Consider the following 25,268-nt stretch of genomic DNA (forward strand, 5'->3'; position numbering starts at 1 on the left):
TTATTTTTGAAATCCGTTAATTAATAGTGTCATTAAGTCATTTTCTAACTGCTCTGGTGAGATATCTCGTCCAGGTTTGTACCACAATTCTATCCAACGTAATGATGATAATAAAGTAAATAAAGCAACCGAAACATTCAAATCTTTAAATTCACCTGCTGCAATTCCTGCTTTGATAAGATTGGCGATTCTTTTTTCGTATCCTTTTCGAATTGTTTTATACAAATCCTTTTTCGTATCCGAAAGATTTTTCCAATCATTATTTGCAACAGAAACTTCGTTTGGCTCATCAATAATCATTCTGACATGCAATTGAATTAAATCTCTCAATTTCTGAACATTTGATTCGTTTGTATCTTCGATCGAGCTAATGTGAGAAACATATTGATTAGCAACTTTAAAACAAATCTCTTCTAAAATTTCGTCTTTCGAACGAATATGATTGTATAAACTTGCGGCTTCCATTCCAACCTTTTCAGCCAGTTCACGCATTGATGTTGCCGAATAACCTTTTTGTTTAAAGATTAAGGCAGCTTCTTGAATAATCAGTTCTTTTTTACTTTGTTTAGGCATATATTTATAAATGTCTGTTATCGATGATTCGGTTTAATTTTCCTCCTTCACTTTTCGGAAGTTCATCAACTTGATACAATTTAACATTCATTCCTAATCCAATATTGTCTCTAATTTTTTTGTGAATATTAGAGATTAATTTGCAACATGCATGATTAGATTCGTCGTTCAAATTATCACAAGTGAAACCTTGGCTTGCAAAATAGTCAGGATTAATTTCAAATCCAACTTCTACAGCATCCATATTTTTAGGTTTTGTTAAAACTACTTGATAATTTGGTGATAATTCTGGGAATTCTGGAATAAAATCAGCGATTTGTGTGTGAAAGAAATTTACACCTCTAATAATCATCATATCATCTGCACGACCAATAATTGGTCCCATTTTGATATGTGTTCTTTTCTTAGAATGTTCGTACGTAAGGGTTGTGATATCTCCCGTCCAATAACGCACCAATGGTAAAGCTTCTTTTGTTAACGTTGTAATCACTAAAACTCCAGGTTGTCCGTAAGGCACAGGTTCACCTGTTTTCTCGTCTACAATTTCTGGAAAGAAATGATCTTCCCAAATGTAAGATCCTGATCCTTGCTCTTCATAATCTTCATTAGATACACCAGGTCCGATAATTTCGCTCAATCCATAAATATTAGACGCTTTGATATTCAAACTTCCTTCTACTTCTTGACGTAACGCTTCTGACCATGGTTCTGATCCCAAAATCGCAAACTTAAGATTTAAGCTTTCTAACGATTCTCCTCTTTTTTTGATTTCCTCAGCTACTGTTAATGCATACGATGGTGTTGCACAAATCGCATCAGCCTGAAAATCTTTCAACAACATGATTTGTTTTTCAGTATTTCCACCAGAAATAGGAATAACTGTCATTCCTAATTTTTCTGCTCCATAATGTAATCCCAAACCTCCAGTAAACAAACCATAACCATAGGCATTTTGTAATGTCATTCCTGGTTCGCATCCAGAAGCTGCTAAAGAACGTGCTACTACTTCTGAAAATAATTCGATGTCGTTTTTGGTATAACCTACAACAGTTGGTTTTCCTGTTGTGCCGCTTGAACAATGTAAACGGATTACGTTGCTCTTTGGTTCTGCAAATAATCCGAACGGATAGTTCTCTCTTAAATGTGTTTTTTTGGTAAAAGGTAATTTGTGTAGATCTTCAACACCTTTGATGTCTTCTGGTTTTATTCCAGCTGCATCAAATGCTTCTTTGTAAAAAGGTACATTGTTATACACTTTTTGCAACATGTTTTGAAGTCTTTCGTTTTGAAGAACGCGCAATTTTTCAATTGGCATTTGTTCTATCTCGGGATTAAATATCATAATTTTTGCAGATTTTGATTTTTGATAATAACAAATTTAATCAAAAAAACTAAAAAAACTAACAAACGTTAGTTTTTTTAGTGTAAAAAATACAATTCATACTAATTATTGTCTTTTAATAAGATAAAACATCATTAATCAATGTTTTTAATTTTTCAGCATTAGGTAACATCTCTGCTTCTAAAGTCGAATTTAATGGAATTGCTGGCATATCTTGCGCTCCTAACACACGAATTGGTGCATCTAAGTACTCAAAACACTCTTCATTAATTAAGCCTGAAATACTCTGTGCAAAAGAGTTTTGCTTCGCTTCTTCTGTCAAAACAATACAACGATTGTGTTTTTTTACACTATTAAAGATTGTTTCTTCATCTAACGGAACTAAAGTTCTTAAATCGATAATTTCGACTTGATTAGGAAAATCCTTTGCCGCTTGTTTTGCCCAATACACTCCCATTCCGTATGTAATAATCGAAACAGAATTATGATTTTGAGAAGATTCAGCCGTTAAAACTTCACGTGCTTTACCAAAAGGCAATACATAATCTTCGTCCGGCTCAACTGTCGCAGCATCTTCTGTTCCTTTTATTTTACTCCAATACAACCCTTTGTGCTCTAGCATTACCACAGGATTCGGATCGTAATATGCTGCTTTCATCAAACCTTTCAAATCCGCTCCAGTAGATGGATACGCAATTTTAATTCCTTTAATATTCGTCAAAACACTTTCAACTGAACTTGAATGATAAGGTCCTCCGCTTCCATACGCACCAATTGGTACACGTAAAATCATCGAAACTGGCCATTTACCGTTTGATAAATAATTAGAACGCGCCACTTCTGTAAACAATTGATTCAATCCTGGCCAAATATAATCTGCAAATTGCACCTCAACAATTGGTTTTAAGCCAACTGCAGACATTCCAACCGTAGATCCGATTATAAACGCTTCTTGAATTGGTGTATTAAATACACGATTTTTACCATATTGTTTTGCTAAAGTTGCCGCTTCACGAAAAACTCCACCTAAACGCAATCCTACATCTTGTCCATATAATAAAGCTTCTGGATGTTTTGCCATTAATTCACGAATCGCAAATAATGCAGAATCTACCATTACTGTTTTATCTTTTCCTTCTGGAGAACGATTTCCTTTTTCTTCGTTAATCGGTGTTGATGCAAAAACATGCGTATATAAATCTTCAGAACGTGGATCTTCTGCTTTTAATGCTTCTTGATATTCTGCCTGAACTTGTTCTTTTATCTTATTCTCAATTTCGATTAAATCATTTTCATCGAAACCTTCATTTAATAAAGTATATTTTAATTTATCGTAAGGATCACGAGATTGTGCTTCCTCTAAATCATCTCTGTACCATTCTTTGCGAACGCCAGATGTATGATGATTCAATAAAGGAACTTTTGCATGAACCAAAATCGGACGACGTTCTGTACGAATAATTTCAATTGCACGTTGAATCGTTTCATAAGAAGCTAAAAAATCCGTTCCATCAACCACAAAAACTTCCAAACCATTGAAACCTTTTGCATAATGAGCGATATCTTGTGCACGAATTTCATCTGCCGAAGCCGAAATATCCCATTCATTATCTTGAACCAAATATAAAATTGGTAATTGTTTCAACGCTGCCATTTGGAAAGCTTCTGCCACCTCGCCTTCCGTACAAGACGCATCTCCTAACGAACAAACTGCAATTGGTTTTACTTCTTCATCACAAAGACCTTCTAACTCTTTGTATTGCATTCCCATCGCAATTCCTGTTGTTGGAATCGCTTGCATTCCTGTTGCACTACTTTGATGCGGAATTTTCGGCATATTATCACGGCGCAAACTTGGATGAGAATAATAGGTTCTTCCTCCAGAAAAAATATCGTCGCGTTTTGCCAATAATTGCAACATCAATTCGTAAGGAGTAATTCCGATTGATAGTAACATTGCATCGTCTCGGTAATATGCGCTTAAATAATCTTGTGGTAATAATTGTAATCCTGTTGCAATTTGAATTGCTTCGTGTCCACGCGCTGTTGCATGTACATATTTGCTTGTTACAGCTTTATTTTCTTCGTATAATTCGGTTAAAGATTTTGCAGTAACCAATAATTCGTATGCTTGTTTAAGTAATGTTGTTGTTGATAATGTGGTTTCCATTCTGATTAAATTTGCGTGTTAACATCCCAATTCTCCATGTAATCTGAAATTCGTTTCAAGAAAACGCCTCCCAAAGATCCGTCTATCACACGATGATCAAACGAAAGTGACAAATACATAAATTGTCTTGCTACGATAATATCTCCAAATTCAGTTTCTAAAACCGCAGGTTTTTTCTTGATCACACCAGTCGCTAAAATTGCCACTTCAGGTTGATTGATAATTGGCGTTCCCATCAAATTACCAAAAGTTCCCACATTACTTATTGTGAACGTTCCTCCACGAACATCATCTGGCGAAAGTTTATTATTTCTCGCTTTATCTACAATTGAGTTTACACCTTTTGCTAAACCTTCTAAATTTAATTCATTGGCTTGATGAATAACAGGAACAATCAAATTATTGTTTGGTAAAGCAGTTGCAATTCCAATATTTATCTCATTGTGTTTGATTATTTTAGTCTCAGTCTCATCAACTGATACATTAATCATAGGAAAGTCTTTAATTGCTCGTACAACACAATCTACAATTAACGGCGTAAATGTCAATTTCTGTTTGTATTTTGCTTCAAAAGGAGCTTTATTTTCTTCGCGCCATTTCACAAAATTCGTTACATCAGGTTCAACATAAGCCGTCACATGAGGCGAAGTTTGTTTGCTCTTTTTCATGTGTTTTGAAATCAATTGACGCATTTTATCCATCTCAATGATTTCATCTTTCGCTCCATAAGAAGAACTTGAAACTATATTATTTTTATTTAAAGTATTACTTGAATTATTAGTTGTAAATGATTTATTTTGAATATAATTTAATACATCATTTTTCGAAATTCTTCCATCACGACCAGAACCTTTTATTTGTGAAATATCTGTTGATTGAAGATTTTCTTTTTGGATAATACTTTTTACCAAAGGTGATAAAAAATGATTTGTATCGATTGAATTTATAACTTGCGAAGTTGTAACAGTTTCAATCTTTTTTTCTTCAACATTTTCAGTTTTTTGAGCTGATTGTTGTTGAGTTTCTGAAGGCTCAATTAAAGCGAAAACTTCTCCTATTTTTATTTCATCTCCTTCATTAAATCTAAACTCAATAATTTTTCCAGCAGTTGTAGAAGGCACATCAGAATCTACTTTATCCGTCGAAACTTCGGCAATTACTTCATCTTCTTGAATGAAATCGCCAACGTTTTTTGTAAAACGAACCAATTGTACAGACTCTACACTTTCTCCCAATTTTGGAATCGTTAGTTCTATATTCTTCATTTTATTTGTTTGCAGTTTTGAGCGTTGAAGATAATGATTTTTTATAAAAACTAATGAATGTTAGTTGAAATATTCATTAGTTTTACGCAAATTAATTAAACAATGGAAGATATTTTTGTTGGGATATGGTTTCTTTTTGTATTAACAATGACCTTTTTACCTATAATGTGTTTAATACATGTTATTACACATCAATTTAGAAATTTAAAAACAAAATTTCTATGGATTTTTGTTGTAGTATTAATTCCATACTTAGGTCCTATTTTATATTATTTAAAAGGTCGAAATATGGTTATAAATAACTAAAACCTCATCACCAAACCAACTCCCGCTTGATTATTTTGATAAACAGGAAAAAACATTGTCGCCACTTTTGATTCTTTATTTTTTGGAGAAAACCAATTGTTAATCGTAGGAAATAACCAATACGCCAATTCCGTAGATAAAATCCCTATTCCCGCTCCAGCAACAACATCTCCAACCCAATGGCGATTATTGATAACACGATAAACACCTGTAAAAGCTGCCAAAGGATATCCAGCCAAACTCAACCAAAAATTAGAATCTTGATATTCTCGAAACATAAATTGAGCCGTAGAAAATGCATTCGCCGTATGTCCAGAAGGAAAAGAAAGATTGTTTGTACCATCGGGTCTTTCTTCTTGTACAGTGTGTTTTAGCCCCATCACCAAACCTGTATTGATGATTTGAGATGTTGCAAAAATAATTGTACGATCTCGTAAATTATGTTTCCCTTGAACGCCAGCCAAATTCAATCCATAAACCGCTGCTGCAGGTAAATATTGTGTATAATTATCAAATTTATTTCCTTTTGTTTTATCTTCTAAAATTTCGTTTTGAGTAGATTTATTCAAATTATCCAATGCTGGAATTGCCAAACTCAGACTTCCATATGTAATTAAAGTCGCAGGAATAATCAACTTTTTGGCGTTGAAATGATAAACTTTATCTTCTGGATTAAATATTTGCTTTGGAATAGAATCAAGTTGAATTGAATCGGTTTTAGTTTGCTGAATTGTATCTTGTGCATTCCCTTTTATAGAAAATATTGAAAGTAATACACAATTCATGACTATCGTTTTTGTTTTAATTTGGTTCATTTTCACATTCATTTTATTGAACAAATGTATTTGAAACCTCCTTACACAAAACTTAAGATTTGATTAAGAAAAAAGCCATTAGAAATAATCCAATGGCTTTTAAAAAATATCTATTTATAAATTTCCTCGACGCTCTTGCTCTCTTTCTAAAGCTTCAAACAATGCTTTGAAATTACCTGCTCCAAACGATTGCGCTCCATGACGCTCGATAATTTCGTAGAATAATGTTGGACGATCTTCGACTGGTTTCGTAAAAATTTGTAACAAATAACCTTCTTCATCACAATCAACCAAAATTCCTAAATCTTGTAACTTCTTAATATCCTCATCAATTTCACCAACGCGCTCTGGAATCATATCGTAATAAGCCTCTGGTGGCGCTGATAAAAACTCAACTCCACGAGATTTAAGTTCTGTCACAGTTTTTACAATATCCTTAGTTGCAACTGCAATATGTTGTACACCTTCTCCTTCGTAAAAATCTAAATATTCTTCTACTTGAGATTTCTTTTGACCTTCTGCAGGCTCATTAATAGGGAATTTTGAATAACCATTTCCGTTACTCATCACTTTCGACATTAATGCTGAATATTCTGTATTGATTTGTTTATCATCAAACGATAAAATATTTACAAATCCCATGACATCTTGGTACCAAGCAACCGCTTCGTTCATACGATTCCAACCCACATTACCAACGCAATGATCCACATACAATAAACCACAATCTGTTGGTTGATATGTTGATTCAGACTTCACATAGCCTGGCATAAAAGGACCTTCATAATTTTTACGCTCAATAAACATATGAATCGTTTCACCATATGTATAAATTCCAGACATTTTTACTTCACCAAACTCATCTGTAATCGTAGTTGGCTCCATATAAGGCTTTCCTCCACGTTTCGTTGTTTGCTCAAAAGCATCATACGCATCATCCACCCAAAGTGCTAAAATTTTAACTCCATCACCATGTTTCATTGCATGTTGACAAATTGGAGAATCAGATTTTAAGCCAGATGTTAAAACTAAACGAATTTTCCCTTGTTGTAAAACATAAGAAGCTCTATCTCTCACTCCAGTTTCTGGGCCAGCATATGCAACTTCTTGAAATCCGAAAGCTGTTTTGTAATAATGTGCAGATTGTTTTGCATTACCAACATAAAACTCGATATAATCTGTTCCATTGATTGGAAGAAAATCTTGTGCTAATGCTATTTTTTCTGCAAATGTTTGTGTACTCATTTTTATTGTGTTTTTATTTTTATGTATTATCTAAAAAGTATTAAATTTTTACAGTTATTGATAACTTTGGGGGAGATTCCTCCTAACGTCGGAATGACATCATGTCAAGCTGAATTTATTTCAGCTTCTCTTCAAATTAACTTATGATATATTGAAACAAGTTCACGATGACAAATCGCGCAACTCATAACTCATAGCTCATAACTTTTAATAAAGCCAAGATTTATAATAATCTGGATCTTCAATTTCTAACGCTTGTTCAGTTAACATCAATGGTCTGAAAGGATCAATCATTACGGCTAATTCATGTGTTTCTTTCGCTCCAATCGATTTTTCAACTGTACCAGGATGTGGACCATGCGGAATTCCTGCTGGATGTAATGTAATTTGTCCTTTCTCAACCGATTTTCTCGACATAAAATCTCCATCCACATAATATAAAATCTCATCAGAATCTACATTACTATGGTTATAAGGAGCTGGAATCGCATTTGGATGATAATCGAAAAGACGTGGAACAAAACTACAAATCACAAAACCTGCTCCTTCGAAAGTCTGATGAACAGGTGGTGGCTGATGGATACGCCCTGTAATTGGCTCGAAATTATGAATAGAAAAAGCCCATGGATAATGATAACCATCCCAACCTACAAAATCGAAAGGATGAGTTCCATAAACGTAAGGATAAATTAATCCTTCTTTTTTGATCATAATCTTGAAATCTCCGTGTTCATCATTTGTTTCAAGATTTTGAGGACGTTTAATATCACGCTCGCAAAAAGGAGAATGTTCCATTAATTGTCCAAAATGATTGCGATAACGACGAGGTGTTTCAACTGGGCTAAATGATTCTGTAATAAACAATCGGTTATTAGAATCATTAAAATGAAGTTGATAAATAATTCCACGTGGAATCACTAAATAATCTCCATATTCAAATTCAATTTGTCCATAACCAGTTTTTAAAACTCCAGAACCTTCGTGTATAAAAATTACTTCATCCGCCATCGAATTTTTGAAGAAATAATCAGTCATCGATTCTTGTGGCGCAGCCAATGAAATATGCAAATCATTGTTAACCAAAACTGGTACACGAGATTCTAAATAATCTTTGGTAGGTTTTACTTTAAAACCTTTTAAAGAGGTATGTTTTAAATGTTTTGCGCGGACAATTTTTGGCTCTACCGAATAAGGTTCGCTAATCGCTTTTACCAAAGTTGGTGGATAACAGTGGTAAACATTGGAATACGTACTCGAAAATCCATGCGTAGAAACTAATTCTTCTGCATATAATTCTCCATTTGGTTTTCGGAATACCGTATGTCGCTTTTGTGGGAATTCTCCCAAATGATGATAAAGTGGCATATCGTATTTTGTTTGTTATTTTGATGAAAAGGTAGATAGATGACGAAATTCGTCAACAAATAATCTGCAATATTCTAGTGTGAATATTGAGCAAATACAATTTTGGAAAGTAAAGCAGAAGTTTGCTTATTCATTCCAACAAATAAAGGTTTAATATTTTCTTTAATTGTTTGCATTTCTTTTCTGTGGCTATCTCAAAGATAGAAACATTTTTTGATTGTACAAAATACCTTACTAAAAAATGCTTTACAACAATTATTTTCAATATCTTTAAAAAACTACATATAACCCGTAGTGCATTATTGAATTAGATTAATTTTGGCTTGATCCAAAGCGAACCAAAAAAATCAAGTCCGTGCATACAAGTCGGTCAATAATGACTACTCACTAAATGCTTTAGAACATTCGCATAAGAAATGCGAACATAAATCATTGTTAACGCTCACTACGCCAAATTGACGCTCGACTCTTCAGCAATGACGGTTTTAGAACTCGTTGTTATAAATGGAGTTGAATATTGAAAAAGGAATTAAAAAAATCCGACGATTTAGAATCGAAATGCGATTCAACTCTAAATTATTGAAATAAAAAAGTTGGAGTGTTTGAGTGGAGCGAGTTACCAACTTTATGGAAATAATTTAGTAAGTTGAATCATTGAGAGACTACTGTCGGCATCTTTTTTTGTTTCGTTTTTTTGGATGCTCTTCCCCGAAGGGCATATGAATACCAATAATTAAAATAAACAGGAAATGAATAAAAAATGAAAGGAAGAAATGAAAATAAAGAAAAGGAATACCTGAGCCATACCATGGCTCCTCCTTTTAATTTCAAATGTTTTTTTGGATAAGCTTCCCCGAAGGACATATGAATACCGATAATTAAAATAGATATTCAATGAATAAAAAAGTGACAAAAGATTTCTCGATACCTCGAAATGACATATTGAATGCGATTCTGAGACAAACCCAGAATGACAAAATTCATTGGTTAAAAAGAATTTGAATATTAATAAGAGTTAAGCGTTAAGCGTAGAACGTAAAACTTAATAAAAACCGGCATTAAAACTATCACGTTAAGAAAATGGTTGAATGTAACGTAAAAAAGGTTTTAGCCGTAGGGTTTTTAAAATCTTTAGTGAAATGAGAACATTTTTAGTAGTGAGGTTTACAGCCAAGTCTTTGCTTGTACTGATCCTGCCGAAATATTGATTACTTTTTTGTTCTTTTCCCTGTAAGGCATATGAATACCAATAATTAAAATGAACAGGAAATGAATAAAAAATGAAAGAAAGAGATTCTTAGATAAACTCAGAATGACAACAAACAAATTGTATTTCAATTACAAATTCTCAAGCTGAATTCATTTCAGCTTCTTATTATCGTCAGTCAGAGTGACGTTTGTAAAACGTAGTATCGAAGACTTAGACGAGAAATAACGACTACTCACTAAATGCTTAACTATGTTCATTTTTAACTTGACACAAAAACATTTGAAATTAAAAGGAGAAGCTCTAGTAGAGCTTAGGTACATTTTTAAACTTTTACCTTAATGCAAAGTCTGTGCTAACAGAGTATGTGATTACAAAACGTCAAGACTGCGATTATCGACGTTCAATCTTCATTTTACTCACTAAAAATATTAAATGACTCGCTATCGCTCACTAATCTTTTTTACGCTCGTTTCAATGGATTGAAGCTCGTCTGCAAATCGTATGTCGGTTTTGGTACTCTTATTTACAATAATCTTGTCTCTTCAACAATGACGGTTTTTAATTCATTGTTAAAAGTGAAAATCAGTTGCTTTATTTCCATCGTAATATACATTATCAATTCCAATATGTCCAATATCATTTAACTGTGATCCAACACCTGTCCAACCGTTAACCAATTCATCATTAAAACTAAATTTATTAGAACCTAAAGTCTGTCCACCTTGTTCTCCTGGTTGAATATTGTAAACCTTGCTTTACCAATTTAATCGACTGCATAACCAGTTCGGGCGTAATCAGATTTGCAGCACCTATTTCGTCTCCTTTTCCATAAGGTGATGTTTGTCAACTGGTATCTTTCGGATCAATTAAAGTTTTATCTTGTGCGTAACCAATAGCTACAAATTTGATTATAGGTTTTGTTTTCATCTATTTTCTTATTTTTAGATTTTCGCCAATTCTGTATTGATGAATTTCATTTCTTCAGCAGAAATAGTAATATCCATTGCTTTTGCATTGGCTATCGCTTGTTCAGCATTTCTTGATCCAGCTAAAACAATCGAAATAGCAGGTTGTAAACTTGTCCAACGTAAAACTAATTGTGAAAGTGTAGCTCCTTTTTCTGCTGCAATTGGAGTAATTGTTTCAAGGAAAGTTTTTACTTTATCTAAATCAAATTGTTGGAAATAACCATTTCTGTGGTCATTATCTTTCAGTTTTCCATCTTTAAAGTATTTTCCGGTAAGTAAACCTCTTTCCATTGGGCTGTACACAATAATTCCTAAATCATTATCCAAAGCATAAGGAACTAAGTCCTGCTCTACTCCGCTGTTCAGCATACTATATCCAACTTGATTACTCGCGATATTTAGTGTTTTACGCGCTTCTTCTACTTGATCCACACTGTAATTACTTACACCAGCAGCACGAATTTTACCTTGTTGAATTAAAATTTCCAAGGCTTCCATCGTTTCTGAAATTGGCGTTGTAGTATCTGGCCAGTGAATTTGCAATAAGTCGATATAATCCGTTTGTAAACGTCTTAGACTGTCTTCTACTTCTTTAATAACACTTTCTTTTGATGAATATTTATAAACAGGAATTGCTTTTCCATTTTCTTCTGCATCAAAGAAAAATTCACCTTTTCCCTTATTACTTCCGTCCCAAACTAAACCGAATTTTGTTAACAATTGAATTTTTGTTCTATCATAACCTTTTATAGCTTCACCAATCATTTTTTCGCTCAATCCAAAACCGTAAAATGGCGCTGTATCCAAAGTTGTTACACCATTTTCGATAGAAGCTTGTACCGATGCAATACTATCTTTTTGCTCGTTTCCACCCCACATATTTCCACCGATAGCGAAGGCTCCGTAAGTGATTGCTGATAATTCTAAATCTGTATTTCCTAATTTTCTGTATTCCATTTTTTATAGTTTTTTTGTTAAATAAATTTGTGGTATTTCTTGTAATTTTTCGACAACCAATTTGCCAAATTCTAAGATATAAGACTGTTGATTATGCTCATCTAAACCCTGTTGATCTCTCCAAATTTCGTAGAAAACAAATGTATTTTCGTCCTGCGAACCTTGATGCAAATCATACTGAATATTAGCGTCTTCTTTTCGGGTTTCTGTAACCATATTCTGCAAAACAACTGTTACATCTTCGCGATATTCAGGTTTTGCTTTAATAACTGCTGTTAGGTAAATCATACCAATTCTTTTTCTTTAATGAATATGTTTTCTAAATGTTCTCTATATGCTATACGGTAATTTTCGATACGTTCTTCAGTTGCATTTTTTTCCAAGTCGTGGAAATGGAAACCGTTTATTCTACTTAGTCCTGCAAACTGATTCATTTTGTGGAAACCAAATAAAACACCCTCATCAACTGTTTTTTGATCGAAAAATTCTCCTTCTAAAGTAAAAGCCGTTTCTGGCGCATTCCATGTCGTATTAACCATATATTTTTTACCTTGCATCAATCCACCTGTTCCGTAATTAATTGCTGGATTTTTGCGTGAACGACCATCATTTCTATAAATTCCATTTTCATGTCCAGCCGTAAAAACTTCGTCGATATAATATTTCAAGCGATTTGGAACTTGAAACCACCAAATAGGAAAATGGTAAATAATCAAATCTGCCCATTTAAAATTCTCTACTTCTTCAAAAGCATCAAATTCATCATTTATATTTGTAACACGAAAATCAAAACCTTTTTCTTGTAAAAATTCTGTTGTCCAATTATTTAATGTTTTATTGAAAGCTCCTCCTGAATGAGCAAAGTTTTGCGCTCCGTTGATAATAAATATATTCATTTGTATAATTTTAATTATTGATAATGCAAATTTCTATCATATTTTTTTATTGTAAAAATAATTTAAATTATATATTTTTATCAGAATAGTGATAGATTAATTTATCGACTCTTTTGTTTATCAGCTATAACAATTGTTTTTCTTCCACCAATGCCATTTTTATCATAATCGTATACTTTAGGGATTTCACTCAATAGAAAAAAACTGACTAACTATAAGGTTAAATTTTGTGTTTGATATATTTAATTATTCGGATATACTTACGATGGTCTTTCCTGAACCCTGACCACTTTGAGCGTAAAGATGAGCTTCAGCTACATGATCAAAATCAAATACTTTATTAATAAGTGGTTTTAATTTTGATTGTCCAACCCAAATAGTTAACTGATTCATTATTTCTTTTAATTTATCGATTCCTTGCAGATTATAATAAATCAATAGAGTAATCATATATACAAAATGAAGGTTTAATGCTTTTTGGTGTAAAATTGAAATATCAATCTTTTTATCTCTAGTAAGAGTAGAGACAATCGAACCATTTATCTTAGCAAGCGCAAAACTATTGAATAGATTCTCTCCTCCAACATTATCAAATACAACATCATATCCCTGCCCATTAGTATACTTATCAATAATCTGATTTATATGCTTTTTTTTATAATTAATGGTATAATCTGCTCCTAATTTACTTGCTAATTTTGCTTTGTTTACACTTGAAACCATTGCATGAACCTCTGTTTCACAAATTTTTGCTAGTTGTAACACAACATGGGATTTATAGCACTAGCTTTTACTTTGATTAGCACTTGATCTGGTAAAACCTGTGGTTTTAACACTTCTATTTGCTTAAAAACCTTGTGAGGATCTCCATATTAATCAATTTATAGATACTTTCATATTATACTAAATTATAGTAAGCTATTTTCCTGTTTATAGGTTTTCCAATCAAGATATCCTTCCATAGTTAATCCATAGTGCAATTCTCTTTTTGGTTCAGTTAAAGGCCAATTATTTTCTAAACGTTCAACTAAATCAGGATTAGAGATAAATGGTTCACCAAAACCTGCAATATCAATTACACCTTGATTGATTAATTTTTCTGATTTTTCTCGGTCCATTCCACCTGCCAAAATAATTATTCCATCATACCATGCTCTAAAACGCTCTAAAAACCCTTCTGGAATAGCAAAACTTCCTCTTGATTTTTGATCCATAATATGGATATAAGCAATTTTTCTTTTACTTAATTCTTGGGCTAAATACTCATAAGTTTCCTCTATCTCATCATAATGAGGTAATTCATGTAAACCTCCATAAGGAGTTAAACGAATACCAACTTTATCCGCGCCAATTGCTTCAATACTTGCATCGATTGCCTCTAGTAAAAAGCGACTTCTATTCTCAATGCTTCCACCGTATCTATCAGTTCTATTATTTACATATGGATTTAAAAACTGTTCGATAAGATATCCATTAGCTCCGTGAAGTTCAACACCATCAAAACCTGCTTCAATAGCATTTTTAGCTGCATTAGCAAAATCAAGAACTACTTGATAGACCTCTTTAGTTTCTAAAGCTCTTGGTTTAGAAGCTGTCACAAATCCTTCTTTTCCATTCTCGTCATATCCCCAAGCAGAAGAATTACTAGCTTGAATATTGGAAGGAGCTACTGGAGCCTGCCCATCTGGTTGATTAGAAACATGTGATATACGTCCAACATGCCATAGTTGAGTAAAGATTTTACTTCCTTTAGCATGAACTGCTTCAGTAACTAATTTCCAACCTTGTACTTGAGCAGGTGTATATAATCCAGGAATATGAAGTACACCAGAGGCTGTAGTTGAAATTGCAGTTCCCTCCGTTATAATCAAACCTGCTCCAGTGCGCTGACTATAGTACTCAGCATTATATTGTTTTGGTATTCCGTCCTTATTTCTAGCTCTTGTCATTGGAGCCATTGCGATACGGTTTTTTAATTCTAACGAACCAATTTTTGCTGGTTTAAAAATATTAATTTTCATCATTCTATTTTTTTATATTAATTGGACTTTATTTTTATTTGTTTTCATATAAATACTAAATATGATTATGCCTAATATAACCATACCAATAGCTACAATCTCAGCTGATGTATATCCATATCCTTTTTCTATGGGAACACCTCCTAAATAAGCTCCTAAAGCATTTGCGATATTAAAGCAAGCTGGTCCTAAAGAAGCAACAAGTAATTCCGAATTACTCTTAACTGACTTTAATAACAATAAAGTTAAAGACGGGATTAAGGCAAAAGAAACAACACCTGTTATAAATGTCATCACTAAAGACAACCAAGTAATCTGAGCCGTAAAATAAATAGTTCCCATAGTTAAAATTTGTAAGAAAAGAACAATCATTACAATCTTAGATGCAGAGAATCGATCTGTGAGTTTTCCTCCAATTAAGTTACCAACGAACATGCCTAATCCCGCTAATACCATAATATAAGGCATATTTTGCTCTTGTACACCTGATACTTGTGTCATTAACGGAGCGATATAACTGATCCATGCAAATAATGCTCCTGGGGCTACAGAAAAAATTAAAATCATAAACCATACTTTACTATCTTTAAAGATTACAAAATCGCTCCATGGATTATTTTGGTTTTCTTGTTTTTTAATTTTTACCTCAGGCATCCATAGTTTTAAACTAACAAGAGTAAGAATTCCAATAATTACAATCAATAAAAAAGTATATCGCCAAGAAAAGTGATGTCCTATGTAGGTCCCTAAAGGCACCCCTAATAAATTCGCTACCGTTAAACCTGAATACATAGTTGCTACAGCTTGAGCTTCTTTTCCTTTTCGAGCTAATTTACTTGCCACTACTGAACCAACACCAAAGAAAGCACCATGAGGTAAACCAGAAATAAATCTAGAAAGCATTAAAAATTCAAATGAAGGTGCTATAACTGACAAAGCGTTAAATATTGTGAATAACAACATCAAACCTAAAAGCATTTTTGTTGATGAATACTTTCTCATACCAACTATAAGTAAAGGAGCTCCTATAACAACTCCTAAGGCATAAGAAGTGATCAAATATCCAGCCTTGGGAATAGATACATCAAAATATTTTGCTACATCTGGTAACATTCCCATAATTGTAAATTCTGTTACCCCTATTGCCAATCCACCAAGAGCTAATGCTAATAAACTTTTATTCATTATTATAATTTTAATTATTGATACTGCAAATTTCTATCATTTTTTTTTATTTTAAAAATAATTTAAATTGTACCTTTGTATCATAATAATTATAAAAATGAGAAAACAATATCATTTTCGTCGAATAAATCAGCAACTTTACGCTTGGGATGTGGATCGATTGATTCAGTTAACGCAAGAGCTTCAATCAGAAACAATTGCTTTAAAAGACATCAAAGAGTATAACGAAACTTATTGGTATAGCGATGAAGGTGATTCGCCTACTTGTCGATCAATTACCGAACATATAAAATTGATCCAAGAAGCTGATCTTGCTTATCCTATAATTATTTGTCCAGAAGGTAAATTGATGGATGGTATGCATCGTGTTGTAAAAGCGCATTTAGAAGGATGGACTTCTATACAAGCTTTTCGATTAGCGATGCTTCCAAAGCCTGATTATATTGATGTCGATCCAAATGATTTACCCTACGATTAAGTTTAAAAACAAAAAATTATGCATTGGAATTTAGAATGGTTGCGCACATTTAAAGCGATTTACGAAACAGGAACTTTATCGGCGGCGGCTCAAGAATTGTTTATCTCTCAACCTGGTGTCAGTCTGCATTTAAACTCATTGGAAGCCTATACGGGATCAAAATTATTTGATCGTTCGGCACGTAAAATGGTTCCGACTGAAAAAGGAAAAATATTTTACAATTATATTATCGACCCACTAAAAAAACTCGAAAATGGAGAACAACATTTCCATAAACGTGCGCAAGATGAACGGGTAACGATAAGTGTGGGAATGTGTTTTGAGACTTTTCAATACACATTGGAGGAGCATATTGCAGAGTTGCCTTTTAATTTGATTATCAAGTTCGGAGAATATCCGCAGATGCAAAGTGATTTGGATAATGGATTGTTGGATTTAATCATTACACCGCAAAAAGGAACACAACAAAATATTTCGTATGAGCCGTTTTCGAAAGAACGAATTGTGTTAATTGCAGGAAATAAAGCAGACACTTCGGAAGTTGAAGAATTACTAAAAAAAGGAAAAATAAAAGAAGCAGTAGATCTTTTGAAACAACAATTATGGTACAGCACTGCCGCTGATATGAATCATTTACGAGATTTCTGGACAAAAAATTTTGGTGAACATCCCGATTTTAGTCCAAATTATATTGTACCCAATATCAGTTCGATTATTCGTTGTTTAAGTGACAATACAGGTTTTTCCATCGTTCCTGATTTCCTTTGTTCGGATGCTTTAGTGAAAGATAAAATTAAAATTATTTGGGAAGGTCAAAATCCTGTTGAGAATACGCTTTATTTCGGAACACGTAAAAAAACGATGTATCAAGAAGAAATTGAGCAGTTAGAAGGTTTGCTGAAAGAAAAATGGACAAGTCTGTAAGCTATCAATCATACTTTCTATAAAATATATTTCTGGAAGTATGAATTTTAAATGTTCTTCTAAAGTGGAAAATTCAACTTTTAGTCGTACCTATTTTTAGAAAAAATTACCATGTTACCTATCCTTAATTGTGTAATAAAATAACCTCACTTAAAAAACTTAGCGAGATATAGTTTATTTTATCCAAAACATTTCTTTAACAAAAAAGCTCTTGGATAAGAGCTTTTTTTCTGTGTAACTTTTTATAGAACTAATCTTATTCTGTTTTTTGAATAGAATTTTGTTGAGAATTATTTGCAATAGCACTTAGCATAGCCATATCACGCGCATGTGATTCTTCTTTTTCTCGCTTTTCAATTCGATCAATTTCATGTGCAAGTAATAAATTATGTGAGTTTACTTTGGACGGAATAAGAAATAAATCAATAAAAGCCAAGATTCCTACACCACCAAATGTGATCCAAAAACAAACCAAAAACTTCAAGACTGCGATTTTCGACATTCAATCTTCATTTTACTTACTAAAAATCTTAAACGATTCGCTATCGCTCACTAATCTTTTTAACGCTCGTTTCAATGGATTGAAGCTCGTCTGCAAATCGTATGTCGGCTTTAAAATTCTTATTTACAGTAATCTCGACTCTTCAGCAATGACAATCTATAAATTTGTTGTTAAAAGTGAATTTGATTTAGAAAAGAAGTGATATAGAAAGATTCTGCACTTCGAGAATGCTCAATGACCATGCTAAAGGTGAATTTGAATATTGAAAAAGAATTAAGAAACTGGCATTAAAACTCATACGTTAAAAAAATGATTGAATGAAACGTAAAAAAGGTTTTAGCCCGTAGGGTTTTTAAAATCTTTAGTGAAATGAGAACATTTTTAGTAGTGAGATTTACAGCCAAGAGTTTTTTGATTACTTTTTTGCTCTCAAAAAAGTGATAGAAAGATTTTTCCCGTTCTCCAAAACCACATTTCATTCATTTTTTATTCATGAGTTATTATTGTTTTCAAATGAATTCATCTGCCCTTCGGGGAAGTCTTGACGCAAAAACATTTGAGATTAAAAATTTGAAATTAAAAGAAGAAGCTCCTGTGGAGCTTAGGTAAAATTGTTAAAAATTAATTAATAATTATACGTTCATTTTTACCTTGACGCAAAAACGAACCAAAAACGTCAAGACTGCGATTTTCGACGTTCAATCTTCATTTTACTCACTAAAAATCTTAAACGATTCGCTATCGCTCACTAATCTTTTTAACGCTCGTTTCAATGGATTGAAGCTCGTCTGCAAATCGTATGTCGGCTTTAAAAATTTTTATTTACAGTAATAGCCATTCTTCAGCAATGACGATTTTAGATTTCGTTATTAACAGTGAATTTGAATATTGAAAAAGGATGAAGAAACCGGCATTTAAACTCACACGTAAAAAAAATGATTGAATGCAACGTAAAAAAGGTTTTAGCCCGTAGGGTTTTTAAAATCTTTAGTGGAATGAGAACATTTTTAGTAGTGAGATTTACAGCCAAGAGTTTTTTGATTACTTTTTTGCTCATTTCCCCGTAGGGCATATGAATACCGATAATTAAAATAAATAAGCTATGAATAAAAAAGTGATAGAAAGATTATTCCTGTTCTCCAAAACTACATTTCATTCATTTTTTATTCATGAGTTATTATTGTTTCTAAATAAATTCATATGCCCTTCGGGGAACCTTGACGCAAAAACATTTGAGATTAAGAATTTGAAATTAAAAGGAGACGCTCCTGTGGAGCTTAGGTACATATATTCATTTTTTTTCTTGATAAAAAAAACGAATCAAAAAAGTTATTCATATGATTTATTATTATTTTTAAGGTATTCATGAATGCAAAGCATTACAAGTCCGTGCTTACAAGTCGGTCAATAACGACTACTCGCTAAATGCTTTAAATCATTCACATATAAAATGTGAACAGTAAATCATTTTTAACGCTCGCTACGCCGAATTGACACTCAACTCTTCAGCAATGACGGTTTCCAGAGAAAAATTTTAAAGACACTATAGAAATGGAAGTACCTTATTTTATTGTACTTTTAATAATATTGGTTCAATCAATTGGTGCATTAGCTTTACTTTTAGGTTTTTTAACAAGAATAGCTGCAGCCGGAAATTTTATCATAATGGTAGGTGCTTTGTTTGTTCATTTTAAAAATGACTGGAGTATGAATTGGTATGGTAAAAAACGGAGAAGGTATAGAGTATTTTGTTTTGCTGCTCGGAGTTATACTTGTTTTAATAATAGATGGAGGAGGTTTATTTTCGTTAGATTCTATGATTAAAGTATTTTTGAATAAGTATCAATTCTATTTTTAAATATTATAAAAGGTATTACTTAATGTTTATAAATTGTAATTTAAAAAAAATATTTGTTAATCTTTTACAAAATTATATTGTGTACAATATAATTTTGTAACTTTGTTATGTAATTTAATATTGATCAACTATGAAAGATACGCTAGAACTAGATAATCAATTTTGTTTTCCCATATATGCGCTTTCAAAAAAGATAATCAACATGTACCGTTTGTATTTAGATCCACTTGATATTACCTATCCACAGTATTTAGTGCTTATGGTTTTATGGAAAGAAGAACAGCAAACAGTAGGGCAATTAGGTGAAAAACTTTTTTTAGACAGCGGTACACTAACACCCTTACTAAAAAGAATGGAGCAAAAAGAAATGGTTGTTAGAAGTAGAAATATTGAAGATGAGCGCATTGTAGTAATTTCTTTGACCAAAAAAGGAAGTGCTTTGAAAGAGAAAGCCAAAGATATTCCTGAAAAATTGTTAGAATCAATGGCGATATCTGTAGATGAGCTTAAACAATTAAAAAAAATAGCAAATAAAATTTTAAACAAACAACAATGAAAAAATTATATGAAACTCAGGCTACAGCTACGGGAGGTAGAAGTGGACAAGTAAAAAGTGAAAACGGTGTTTTAGATATGCAAGTACGTACTCCAAAAGCATTAGGAGGTGCAAATGATGACTTTTTAAACCCTGAAATGCTATTTGCAGCAGGATATTCTGCCTGTTTTGATAGCGCTTTGAATTTGGTGATCAAACAGCAAAAAATAAAAACAGGAGAAACGAGCGTTACAGCAAAAGTAGCTATCGGACAATTAGAAAGCGGAGGTTATGGTCTTGCAGCTGAGATACATGCTAATATACCAGGTGTTTCAATGGAAGAAGCTCAAAAGCTTATTGAAACAGCACATAAAGTATGTCCTTATTCTAATGCAACTCGTGGAAATATTGAAGTTATATTAAGTGTTTCTGTAAATTAATACAAATGATATGGAAATTATAGCAAGTATTTTAACCGCAGTTGTTGCAATTGAACATTGTTACATTCTTTGGATGGAAATGTTTGCTTGGGAAACAGCAGGTAAAAAAACATTTAAATCTTTACCAAAAGATTTATTTACTCCTACGAAAGCATTAGCTGCTAATCAAGGTTTATATAACGGTTTTTTGATTGCAGGACTTATTTGGTCTTTTCTTATAGAAAATCATGAATGGAGTTGTAATATTCGTCTATTCTTTTTAGGATGTATTACTGTTGCAGGTATTTTTGGAGGTATAACCTCTGGTAAAAAAATATTTTTGATACAAGGTATTCCTGCTTTAATTACCATGTTGTTTGTGTTTTTAACTAAATAATTAAAAAAATGTCATTAATAGAAGATTTAAATTGGAGACATGCAGTAAAAGCATACAATCCATCGCAAAAAGTTAGTCAAGATAAAATTGATAAAATTTTAGAAGCTGCTAGACTAGCACCTACTTCATCTGGATTACAACCTTTTAAAGTATTAGTTGTAGAGAACCAAGATTTAAAAAATCAATTAGTAGAAGGAGCTCTTAATCCTGAATGTATGAGAGATTGTTCACATGTAATTATTTTTGCTGCTTGGGACAACTATACAGCAGAAAGAATTGATAAAGTATATGATTTTACTACAGATGAAAGAGGATTGCCAAGAGGTCGTTTCGGAAGTTATACAGATAAAATAAAAGGTATTTACTTGAATACACCAGCAGAGGAAAATTTTGCACATACTGCTCGTCAAACTTATATTGCGTTAGGGCTTGCATTAGCACAAGCAGCTGAGTTAAAAGTTGATGCTACTCCTGTAGAAGGTTTTGATAACGCTATTGTAGATAAAGTTTTAAAATTAGACCAGCTAGGTCTTAAAAGTGTATCTTTAATGTATGTTGGTGTTGCCGATCCTGAATTAGACTGGATTGGATCTATGAAAAAAGTTAGACTACCAAGTGAAGAATTTATTGTTGAATTTAAATAATTAAAATTATGAAAATATTATTTGTTGTTACTTCTCATGATGAATTGGGAAATACAGGACATAAAACAGGATTTTGGGTAGAAGAATTTGCTGCTCCTTACTACAAATTTGTAGATGCTGGACACGAAGTTACTATTGCTACACCTAAAGGTGGACAAGCTCCTATAGATCCTAATAGCGAAACTGAAGCTGCACAAACAGAAGCTACAGAGCGTTACAATAAAGACGAAAATGTTAAAGCTTTAATTGCAAATACACATGTATTAGCTAATGAAAAAGCTGAGGATTACGATGCTATTTTCTATCCAGGAGGTCATGGACCACTATGGGATTTAGCAAATGATGTGCATTCTCAACAATTGATTTTAGATTTCTATAATGCTGGTAAGCCAGTTGGTGCTGTTTGTCATGCTCCAGGAGTTTTCAAGAATGTTACTTTAAGTAATGGAGATCCTTTTGTAAAAGGAAAAAATGTAACTGGTTTTTCTAATTCTGAAGAAGATGCTGTACAATTAACAGATGTTGTTCCATTCTTAGTTCAGGCTGAATTAGAAAAATTAGGAGGTCATTACTCTAAAACTGAAGACTGGGGAGTGCATGTTGTAGAAGACGGTTTATTAATTACAGGTCAAAATCCTGCATCTTCGGAAAAAGTTGCTGAGAAAATGATTGCTTACTTACAAAGTAATTTATAAAAATTGTTCCTTTAATGTAAATATTGATTTGTATTTGCGTTAGGGATTGTAGAGAAAATCCTTTTCTGATTAGAAAAGATTGCAACGGAAATCCCGACCAAAGGGAACGCCCAAATTTTATATTTTATATTTTATATTTTATATAAAAGAATTCAATCAACTGTGAAAGTGATGATGATGATGAATTGATTGAATTTCAAGAGCCTATTTTAATACTTATCAAATAATTTATTTCAAATTATTTGATACTTAATTTTAAGTAGGCTCTTATTTATAGCAATAAACTGTAAAAATCACTGCCGTTTCAAATAAAAATCCATTTATTTTCCTTCATTAATTCCTTACTTTGTTAAACAAAAACTTCTATTGTTTTTTAAATAAAACAAATCCTTCATTTATGTTGAATATTTGAAGAGAAAAAGTATAGAATGAGATGAGTTTCTTTCATTACTTTTTTGAATTTATTAAATATGTTTCCATTTATGTTATTTCTATGTTATAATTACACATAAAGTAGAGAGTTTAATTATTATTGTGTACCTTTTAAAAAAATAAGTATGACAACTGGAAGAATTAATGATGAATTGGATAATTTAATATATTATATTAATGAATATCAAAAATCTCAATTTGCTTTAAGTAAAGCTATAAATAAAACTCAAATAGATGATGCTAATTATACTGTAGAACTTAACTTATTAGCAATAGAAGCGGTTTTTAATTTGAATCATGAATTAAAAGAAATTGTATTGCTTAATGAGAAAAATAAAAAAGAATGTATAGAAGGTTCTTTTTTATCTAAAAATTTTATAAACGATGTGAGAAATTATATTCAAAATGTAAAAAATTACGCTTAAAAGCTATTCAGAATTTTATATTATGATATTTCAAATGGGTTTGACTGTATTACAGTTGAACCTTTTTTCAAATATAATTAAGAGTTGATTTAAAAATAACCCCAAATTATCAATTGGGTGTGTCCATATAGTAATGAACTTAAGAAAAATTATCTTTTTATATAAAAAATCACTCATTAACATTTCCAATCTTCTTCTATATATTTAAGAAATTTTAACATAAAACATCTAGCTAATAATTGTTTACCATCAGAAAAAACTAATAAATAATATGATTTCTAAGGTATTATTATAGTGAATAAATAAATTAGAAAAATTGATATTAATACAAATCCCTGCATAATATTAGTTTTCCCTGTTGCTAAAGAAATAGTAATAATAAATAATGACAATCCTAGTAAAATAGTTGATTTAGTATCAATACCTAAACTCATTCTTATCCCTGTAACTACAGATGTTATTGCAATTACAGGAATGCTAAGCCCAATGCTTGCTAGGGCAGAACCAAAAGCCAAATTTAAAGATGTTTGAATTTGATTATTTCTTGCTGCTCGAAAAGCTGCTAAACATTCCGGAAGAAGTACAATTCCTGCTATTATTACTCCTACTAGAGATTTTGGAGCACCTGCCCATTTTACAATATGTTCTACATCTTTTGACAGTAACTTTGCCAATAACACAACAATACCAAGACACAATATCAAAAATAAAATACTTATGTACATTTCCTTGCGTGATGGTTTTATTGGAAGTTTATGTAACTCATTATTTTTAGATAATTTATTCTCTGGAGATATAAAATAACTACGATGACGAATAGTCTGCATCATTGTAAAACCAAAGTATAAGCCTAAACTAATAATAGATACAAAAACTAATTGCATAGATGTATACTCACCTCCATTATGACTAATCGTATAATTAGGTAGAATAAGTACAAAAATGATAATAGAAGTAAGAGTAATTAATGCTGTACTTACACCCTGAAGCGTAAAATTCTGTACTTTAAATTTTATAGAGCCTATAATGATACATCCTCCTATAATTCCAGTAATAATAATCATTACAGCTGCATAAACTGTATCTCTAGCAAGCGTAATAGTTTCTAATCCTTTTGCTCCTAACATAATTGATATAATCAAAGCGACTTCAATTATAGTAATAGCGAATGCTAAGAGAAGTGTACCAAATGGCTCTCCTACCCTATAAGCAATGACTTCTGAATGGTGTACAGCTGCAAGTACACTTCCTATGAGCAAGAAAGATAAAATAAAAGAATAAAATGCTCCAGAAAAATAGTTGTGTCCAAAATAAGTTAACCATCCAAATATTGGAATAAGGATAGTCCATACTAAAAGATATATTTTTTTCTTCATAGAAGATAATAGTGTTTTTTGTAGTAATTAGGAATTAAAAATGAGTGTCCTGTTCTATATTATATACATAGAGTATAAGAAACTTTCATTTAAAAATGCTGAATCTAACTAAACTTCAATAGTTTTAGACATCTAAATTTGGACATTAAAATCAAAGTGGTAATTGAATAGAAGTCTAGAAAGACTAGAAAAAATACTGAATAATCTTTGAAAAAAAATTGAAAAATAAGAGTTCTTGAATTTTCTTATATGTAAATAAAATATT

Annotated in this window: 25 protein-coding genes; 10 read left to right on the top strand and 15 right to left on the bottom strand. The window is 31.9% G+C overall.

The window, feature by feature from the left end:
* The 4 genes from B3578_RS07315 to B3578_RS07330 form a co-directional block, all read right to left on the bottom strand.
* Entirely contained in the window at positions 1 to 573 is a 573-nt protein-coding gene (locus B3578_RS07315) for a TetR/AcrR family transcriptional regulator (RefSeq protein WP_038335706.1), read from the bottom strand.
* Between the two features lie 4 nt (positions 574 to 577).
* Positions 578 to 1,915 (bottom strand): phenylacetate--CoA ligase family protein, encoded by a 1,338-nt coding sequence (locus tag B3578_RS07320; protein WP_291047588.1) that lies wholly within the window; start codon positions 1,913 to 1,915, stop codon positions 578 to 580.
* Between the two features lie 115 nt (positions 1,916 to 2,030).
* Entirely contained in the window at positions 2,031 to 4,085 is a 2,055-nt protein-coding gene (locus B3578_RS07325) for an alpha-ketoacid dehydrogenase subunit alpha/beta (protein ID WP_291047590.1), read from the bottom strand.
* A gap of 5 nt (positions 4,086 to 4,090) precedes the next feature.
* Positions 4,091 to 5,350, bottom strand: coding sequence for a dihydrolipoamide acetyltransferase family protein (locus B3578_RS07330; protein WP_291047592.1), 1,260 nt, complete (start codon positions 5,348 to 5,350; stop codon positions 4,091 to 4,093).
* A gap of 165 nt (positions 5,351 to 5,515) precedes the next feature.
* Between B3578_RS07330 and B3578_RS14390 the strand changes: the two genes are divergently transcribed.
* The gene (locus B3578_RS14390; RefSeq protein WP_407933297.1) at positions 5,516 to 5,656 is read left to right on the top strand and encodes a PLD nuclease N-terminal domain-containing protein; all 141 of its coding nucleotides are present in this window, start codon (positions 5,516 to 5,518) and stop codon (positions 5,654 to 5,656) included.
* On the opposite strand, the gene B3578_RS07335 is transcribed toward B3578_RS14390, so the two are convergent.
* From B3578_RS07335 to B3578_RS07375, 9 genes are all read right to left on the bottom strand, one after another.
* Positions 5,653 to 6,441, bottom strand: a complete 789-nt coding sequence (locus B3578_RS07335) for a phosphatase PAP2 family protein (protein WP_260509578.1) — start codon at positions 6,439 to 6,441, stop codon at positions 5,653 to 5,655. The genes B3578_RS14390 and B3578_RS07335 overlap by 4 nt on opposite strands.
* 144 nt (positions 6,442 to 6,585) lie before the next feature.
* Entirely contained in the window at positions 6,586 to 7,716 is a 1,131-nt protein-coding gene (hppD, locus tag B3578_RS07340; protein WP_125350265.1) for a 4-hydroxyphenylpyruvate dioxygenase, read from the bottom strand.
* Positions 7,717 to 7,923: 207 nt separating this feature from the next.
* Positions 7,924 to 9,081 (bottom strand): homogentisate 1,2-dioxygenase, encoded by a 1,158-nt coding sequence (locus B3578_RS07345; protein WP_286496248.1) that lies wholly within the window; start codon positions 9,079 to 9,081, stop codon positions 7,924 to 7,926.
* Between the two features lie 2,151 nt (positions 9,082 to 11,232).
* A complete protein-coding gene (locus B3578_RS07350; RefSeq protein WP_286496247.1) occupies positions 11,233 to 12,216 on the bottom strand; it encodes an aldo/keto reductase in 984 nt (327 codons plus the stop codon).
* A gap of 3 nt (positions 12,217 to 12,219) precedes the next feature.
* Positions 12,220 to 12,504 carry a putative quinol monooxygenase gene (locus B3578_RS07355; protein WP_221856550.1) on the bottom strand — a complete coding sequence of 95 codons (285 nt, stop codon included), beginning with the start codon at positions 12,502 to 12,504 and terminating at the stop codon, positions 12,220 to 12,222.
* Positions 12,501 to 13,112, bottom strand: a complete 612-nt coding sequence (locus B3578_RS07360; RefSeq protein ID WP_125350263.1) for an NAD(P)H-dependent oxidoreductase — start codon at positions 13,110 to 13,112, stop codon at positions 12,501 to 12,503. The genes B3578_RS07355 and B3578_RS07360 overlap by 4 nt, the downstream gene beginning before the upstream one ends.
* 246 nt (positions 13,113 to 13,358) lie before the next feature.
* The gene (locus B3578_RS07365) at positions 13,359 to 13,877 is read right to left on the bottom strand and encodes a zinc-binding dehydrogenase (RefSeq protein ID WP_286496246.1); all 519 of its coding nucleotides are present in this window, start codon (positions 13,875 to 13,877) and stop codon (positions 13,359 to 13,361) included.
* A gap of 143 nt (positions 13,878 to 14,020) precedes the next feature.
* Entirely contained in the window at positions 14,021 to 15,133 is a 1,113-nt protein-coding gene (locus tag B3578_RS07370; protein ID WP_291047597.1) for an alkene reductase, read from the bottom strand.
* 12 nt (positions 15,134 to 15,145) lie between these two features.
* On the bottom strand, positions 15,146 to 16,318 hold the full coding sequence (locus tag B3578_RS07375; protein ID WP_286496244.1) for an MFS transporter: 1,173 nt from the start codon (positions 16,316 to 16,318) through the stop codon (positions 15,146 to 15,148).
* Positions 16,319 to 16,415: 97 nt separating this feature from the next.
* Between B3578_RS07375 and B3578_RS07380 the strand changes: the two genes are divergently transcribed.
* Positions 16,416 to 16,796 (top strand): hypothetical protein, encoded by a 381-nt coding sequence (locus B3578_RS07380; RefSeq protein WP_260509637.1) that lies wholly within the window; start codon positions 16,416 to 16,418, stop codon positions 16,794 to 16,796.
* A gap of 18 nt (positions 16,797 to 16,814) precedes the next feature.
* Positions 16,815 to 17,720: a LysR family transcriptional regulator gene (locus B3578_RS07385; protein ID WP_291047600.1), complete on the top strand. Its 906-nt coding sequence runs from the start codon at positions 16,815 to 16,817 to the stop codon at positions 17,718 to 17,720.
* A gap of 256 nt (positions 17,721 to 17,976) precedes the next feature.
* Here the strand turns inward: B3578_RS07385 and B3578_RS07390 are convergent, their stop codons facing one another.
* Positions 17,977 to 18,222 (bottom strand): hypothetical protein, encoded by a 246-nt coding sequence (locus B3578_RS07390; protein ID WP_221856558.1) that lies wholly within the window; start codon positions 18,220 to 18,222, stop codon positions 17,977 to 17,979.
* Positions 18,223 to 19,773: 1,551 nt separating this feature from the next.
* Here B3578_RS07390 and B3578_RS14395 point away from each other — a divergent pair.
* The 7 genes from B3578_RS14395 to B3578_RS07420 all read left to right on the top strand — a co-directional run bounded on the left by B3578_RS14395 (position 19,774) and on the right by B3578_RS07420 (position 23,627).
* Positions 19,774 to 20,046, top strand: a complete 273-nt coding sequence (locus B3578_RS14395) for a DoxX family membrane protein (RefSeq protein WP_221856559.1) — start codon at positions 19,774 to 19,776, stop codon at positions 20,044 to 20,046.
* Between the two features lie 164 nt (positions 20,047 to 20,210).
* The gene (locus B3578_RS07395) at positions 20,211 to 20,636 is read left to right on the top strand and encodes a MarR family winged helix-turn-helix transcriptional regulator (protein ID WP_038330686.1); all 426 of its coding nucleotides are present in this window, start codon (positions 20,211 to 20,213) and stop codon (positions 20,634 to 20,636) included.
* Complete coding sequence (locus B3578_RS07400; RefSeq protein WP_038330684.1) at positions 20,633 to 21,055, top strand: organic hydroperoxide resistance protein; 423 nt, start codon at positions 20,633 to 20,635, stop codon at positions 21,053 to 21,055. Before B3578_RS07395 ends, B3578_RS07400 begins: the two co-directional genes overlap by 4 nt.
* A gap of 10 nt (positions 21,056 to 21,065) precedes the next feature.
* The gene (locus B3578_RS07405; RefSeq protein WP_038330681.1) at positions 21,066 to 21,431 is read left to right on the top strand and encodes a DUF1304 domain-containing protein; all 366 of its coding nucleotides are present in this window, start codon (positions 21,066 to 21,068) and stop codon (positions 21,429 to 21,431) included.
* Positions 21,432 to 21,439: 8 nt separating this feature from the next.
* On the top strand, positions 21,440 to 22,075 hold the full coding sequence (locus B3578_RS07410; RefSeq protein ID WP_115000174.1) for a nitroreductase family protein: 636 nt from the start codon (positions 21,440 to 21,442) through the stop codon (positions 22,073 to 22,075).
* 8 nt (positions 22,076 to 22,083) lie between these two features.
* Entirely contained in the window at positions 22,084 to 22,770 is a 687-nt protein-coding gene (locus B3578_RS07415; protein WP_291047607.1) for a type 1 glutamine amidotransferase domain-containing protein, read from the top strand.
* 557 nt (positions 22,771 to 23,327) lie between these two features.
* On the top strand, positions 23,328 to 23,627 hold the full coding sequence (locus B3578_RS07420; protein ID WP_291047609.1) for a hypothetical protein: 300 nt from the start codon (positions 23,328 to 23,330) through the stop codon (positions 23,625 to 23,627).
* Between the two features lie 278 nt (positions 23,628 to 23,905).
* On the opposite strand, the gene B3578_RS07425 is transcribed toward B3578_RS07420, so the two are convergent.
* Positions 23,906 to 25,003 (bottom strand): calcium:proton antiporter, encoded by a 1,098-nt coding sequence (locus tag B3578_RS07425; RefSeq protein ID WP_221856569.1) that lies wholly within the window; start codon positions 25,001 to 25,003, stop codon positions 23,906 to 23,908.
* Between the last annotated feature and the right edge of the window lie 265 nt (positions 25,004 to 25,268).

It is taken from the genome of Empedobacter sp. UBA1574 (assembly GCF_002322895.1).
Lineage (GTDB): Bacteria > Bacteroidota > Bacteroidia > Flavobacteriales > Weeksellaceae > Empedobacter > Empedobacter falsenii_B.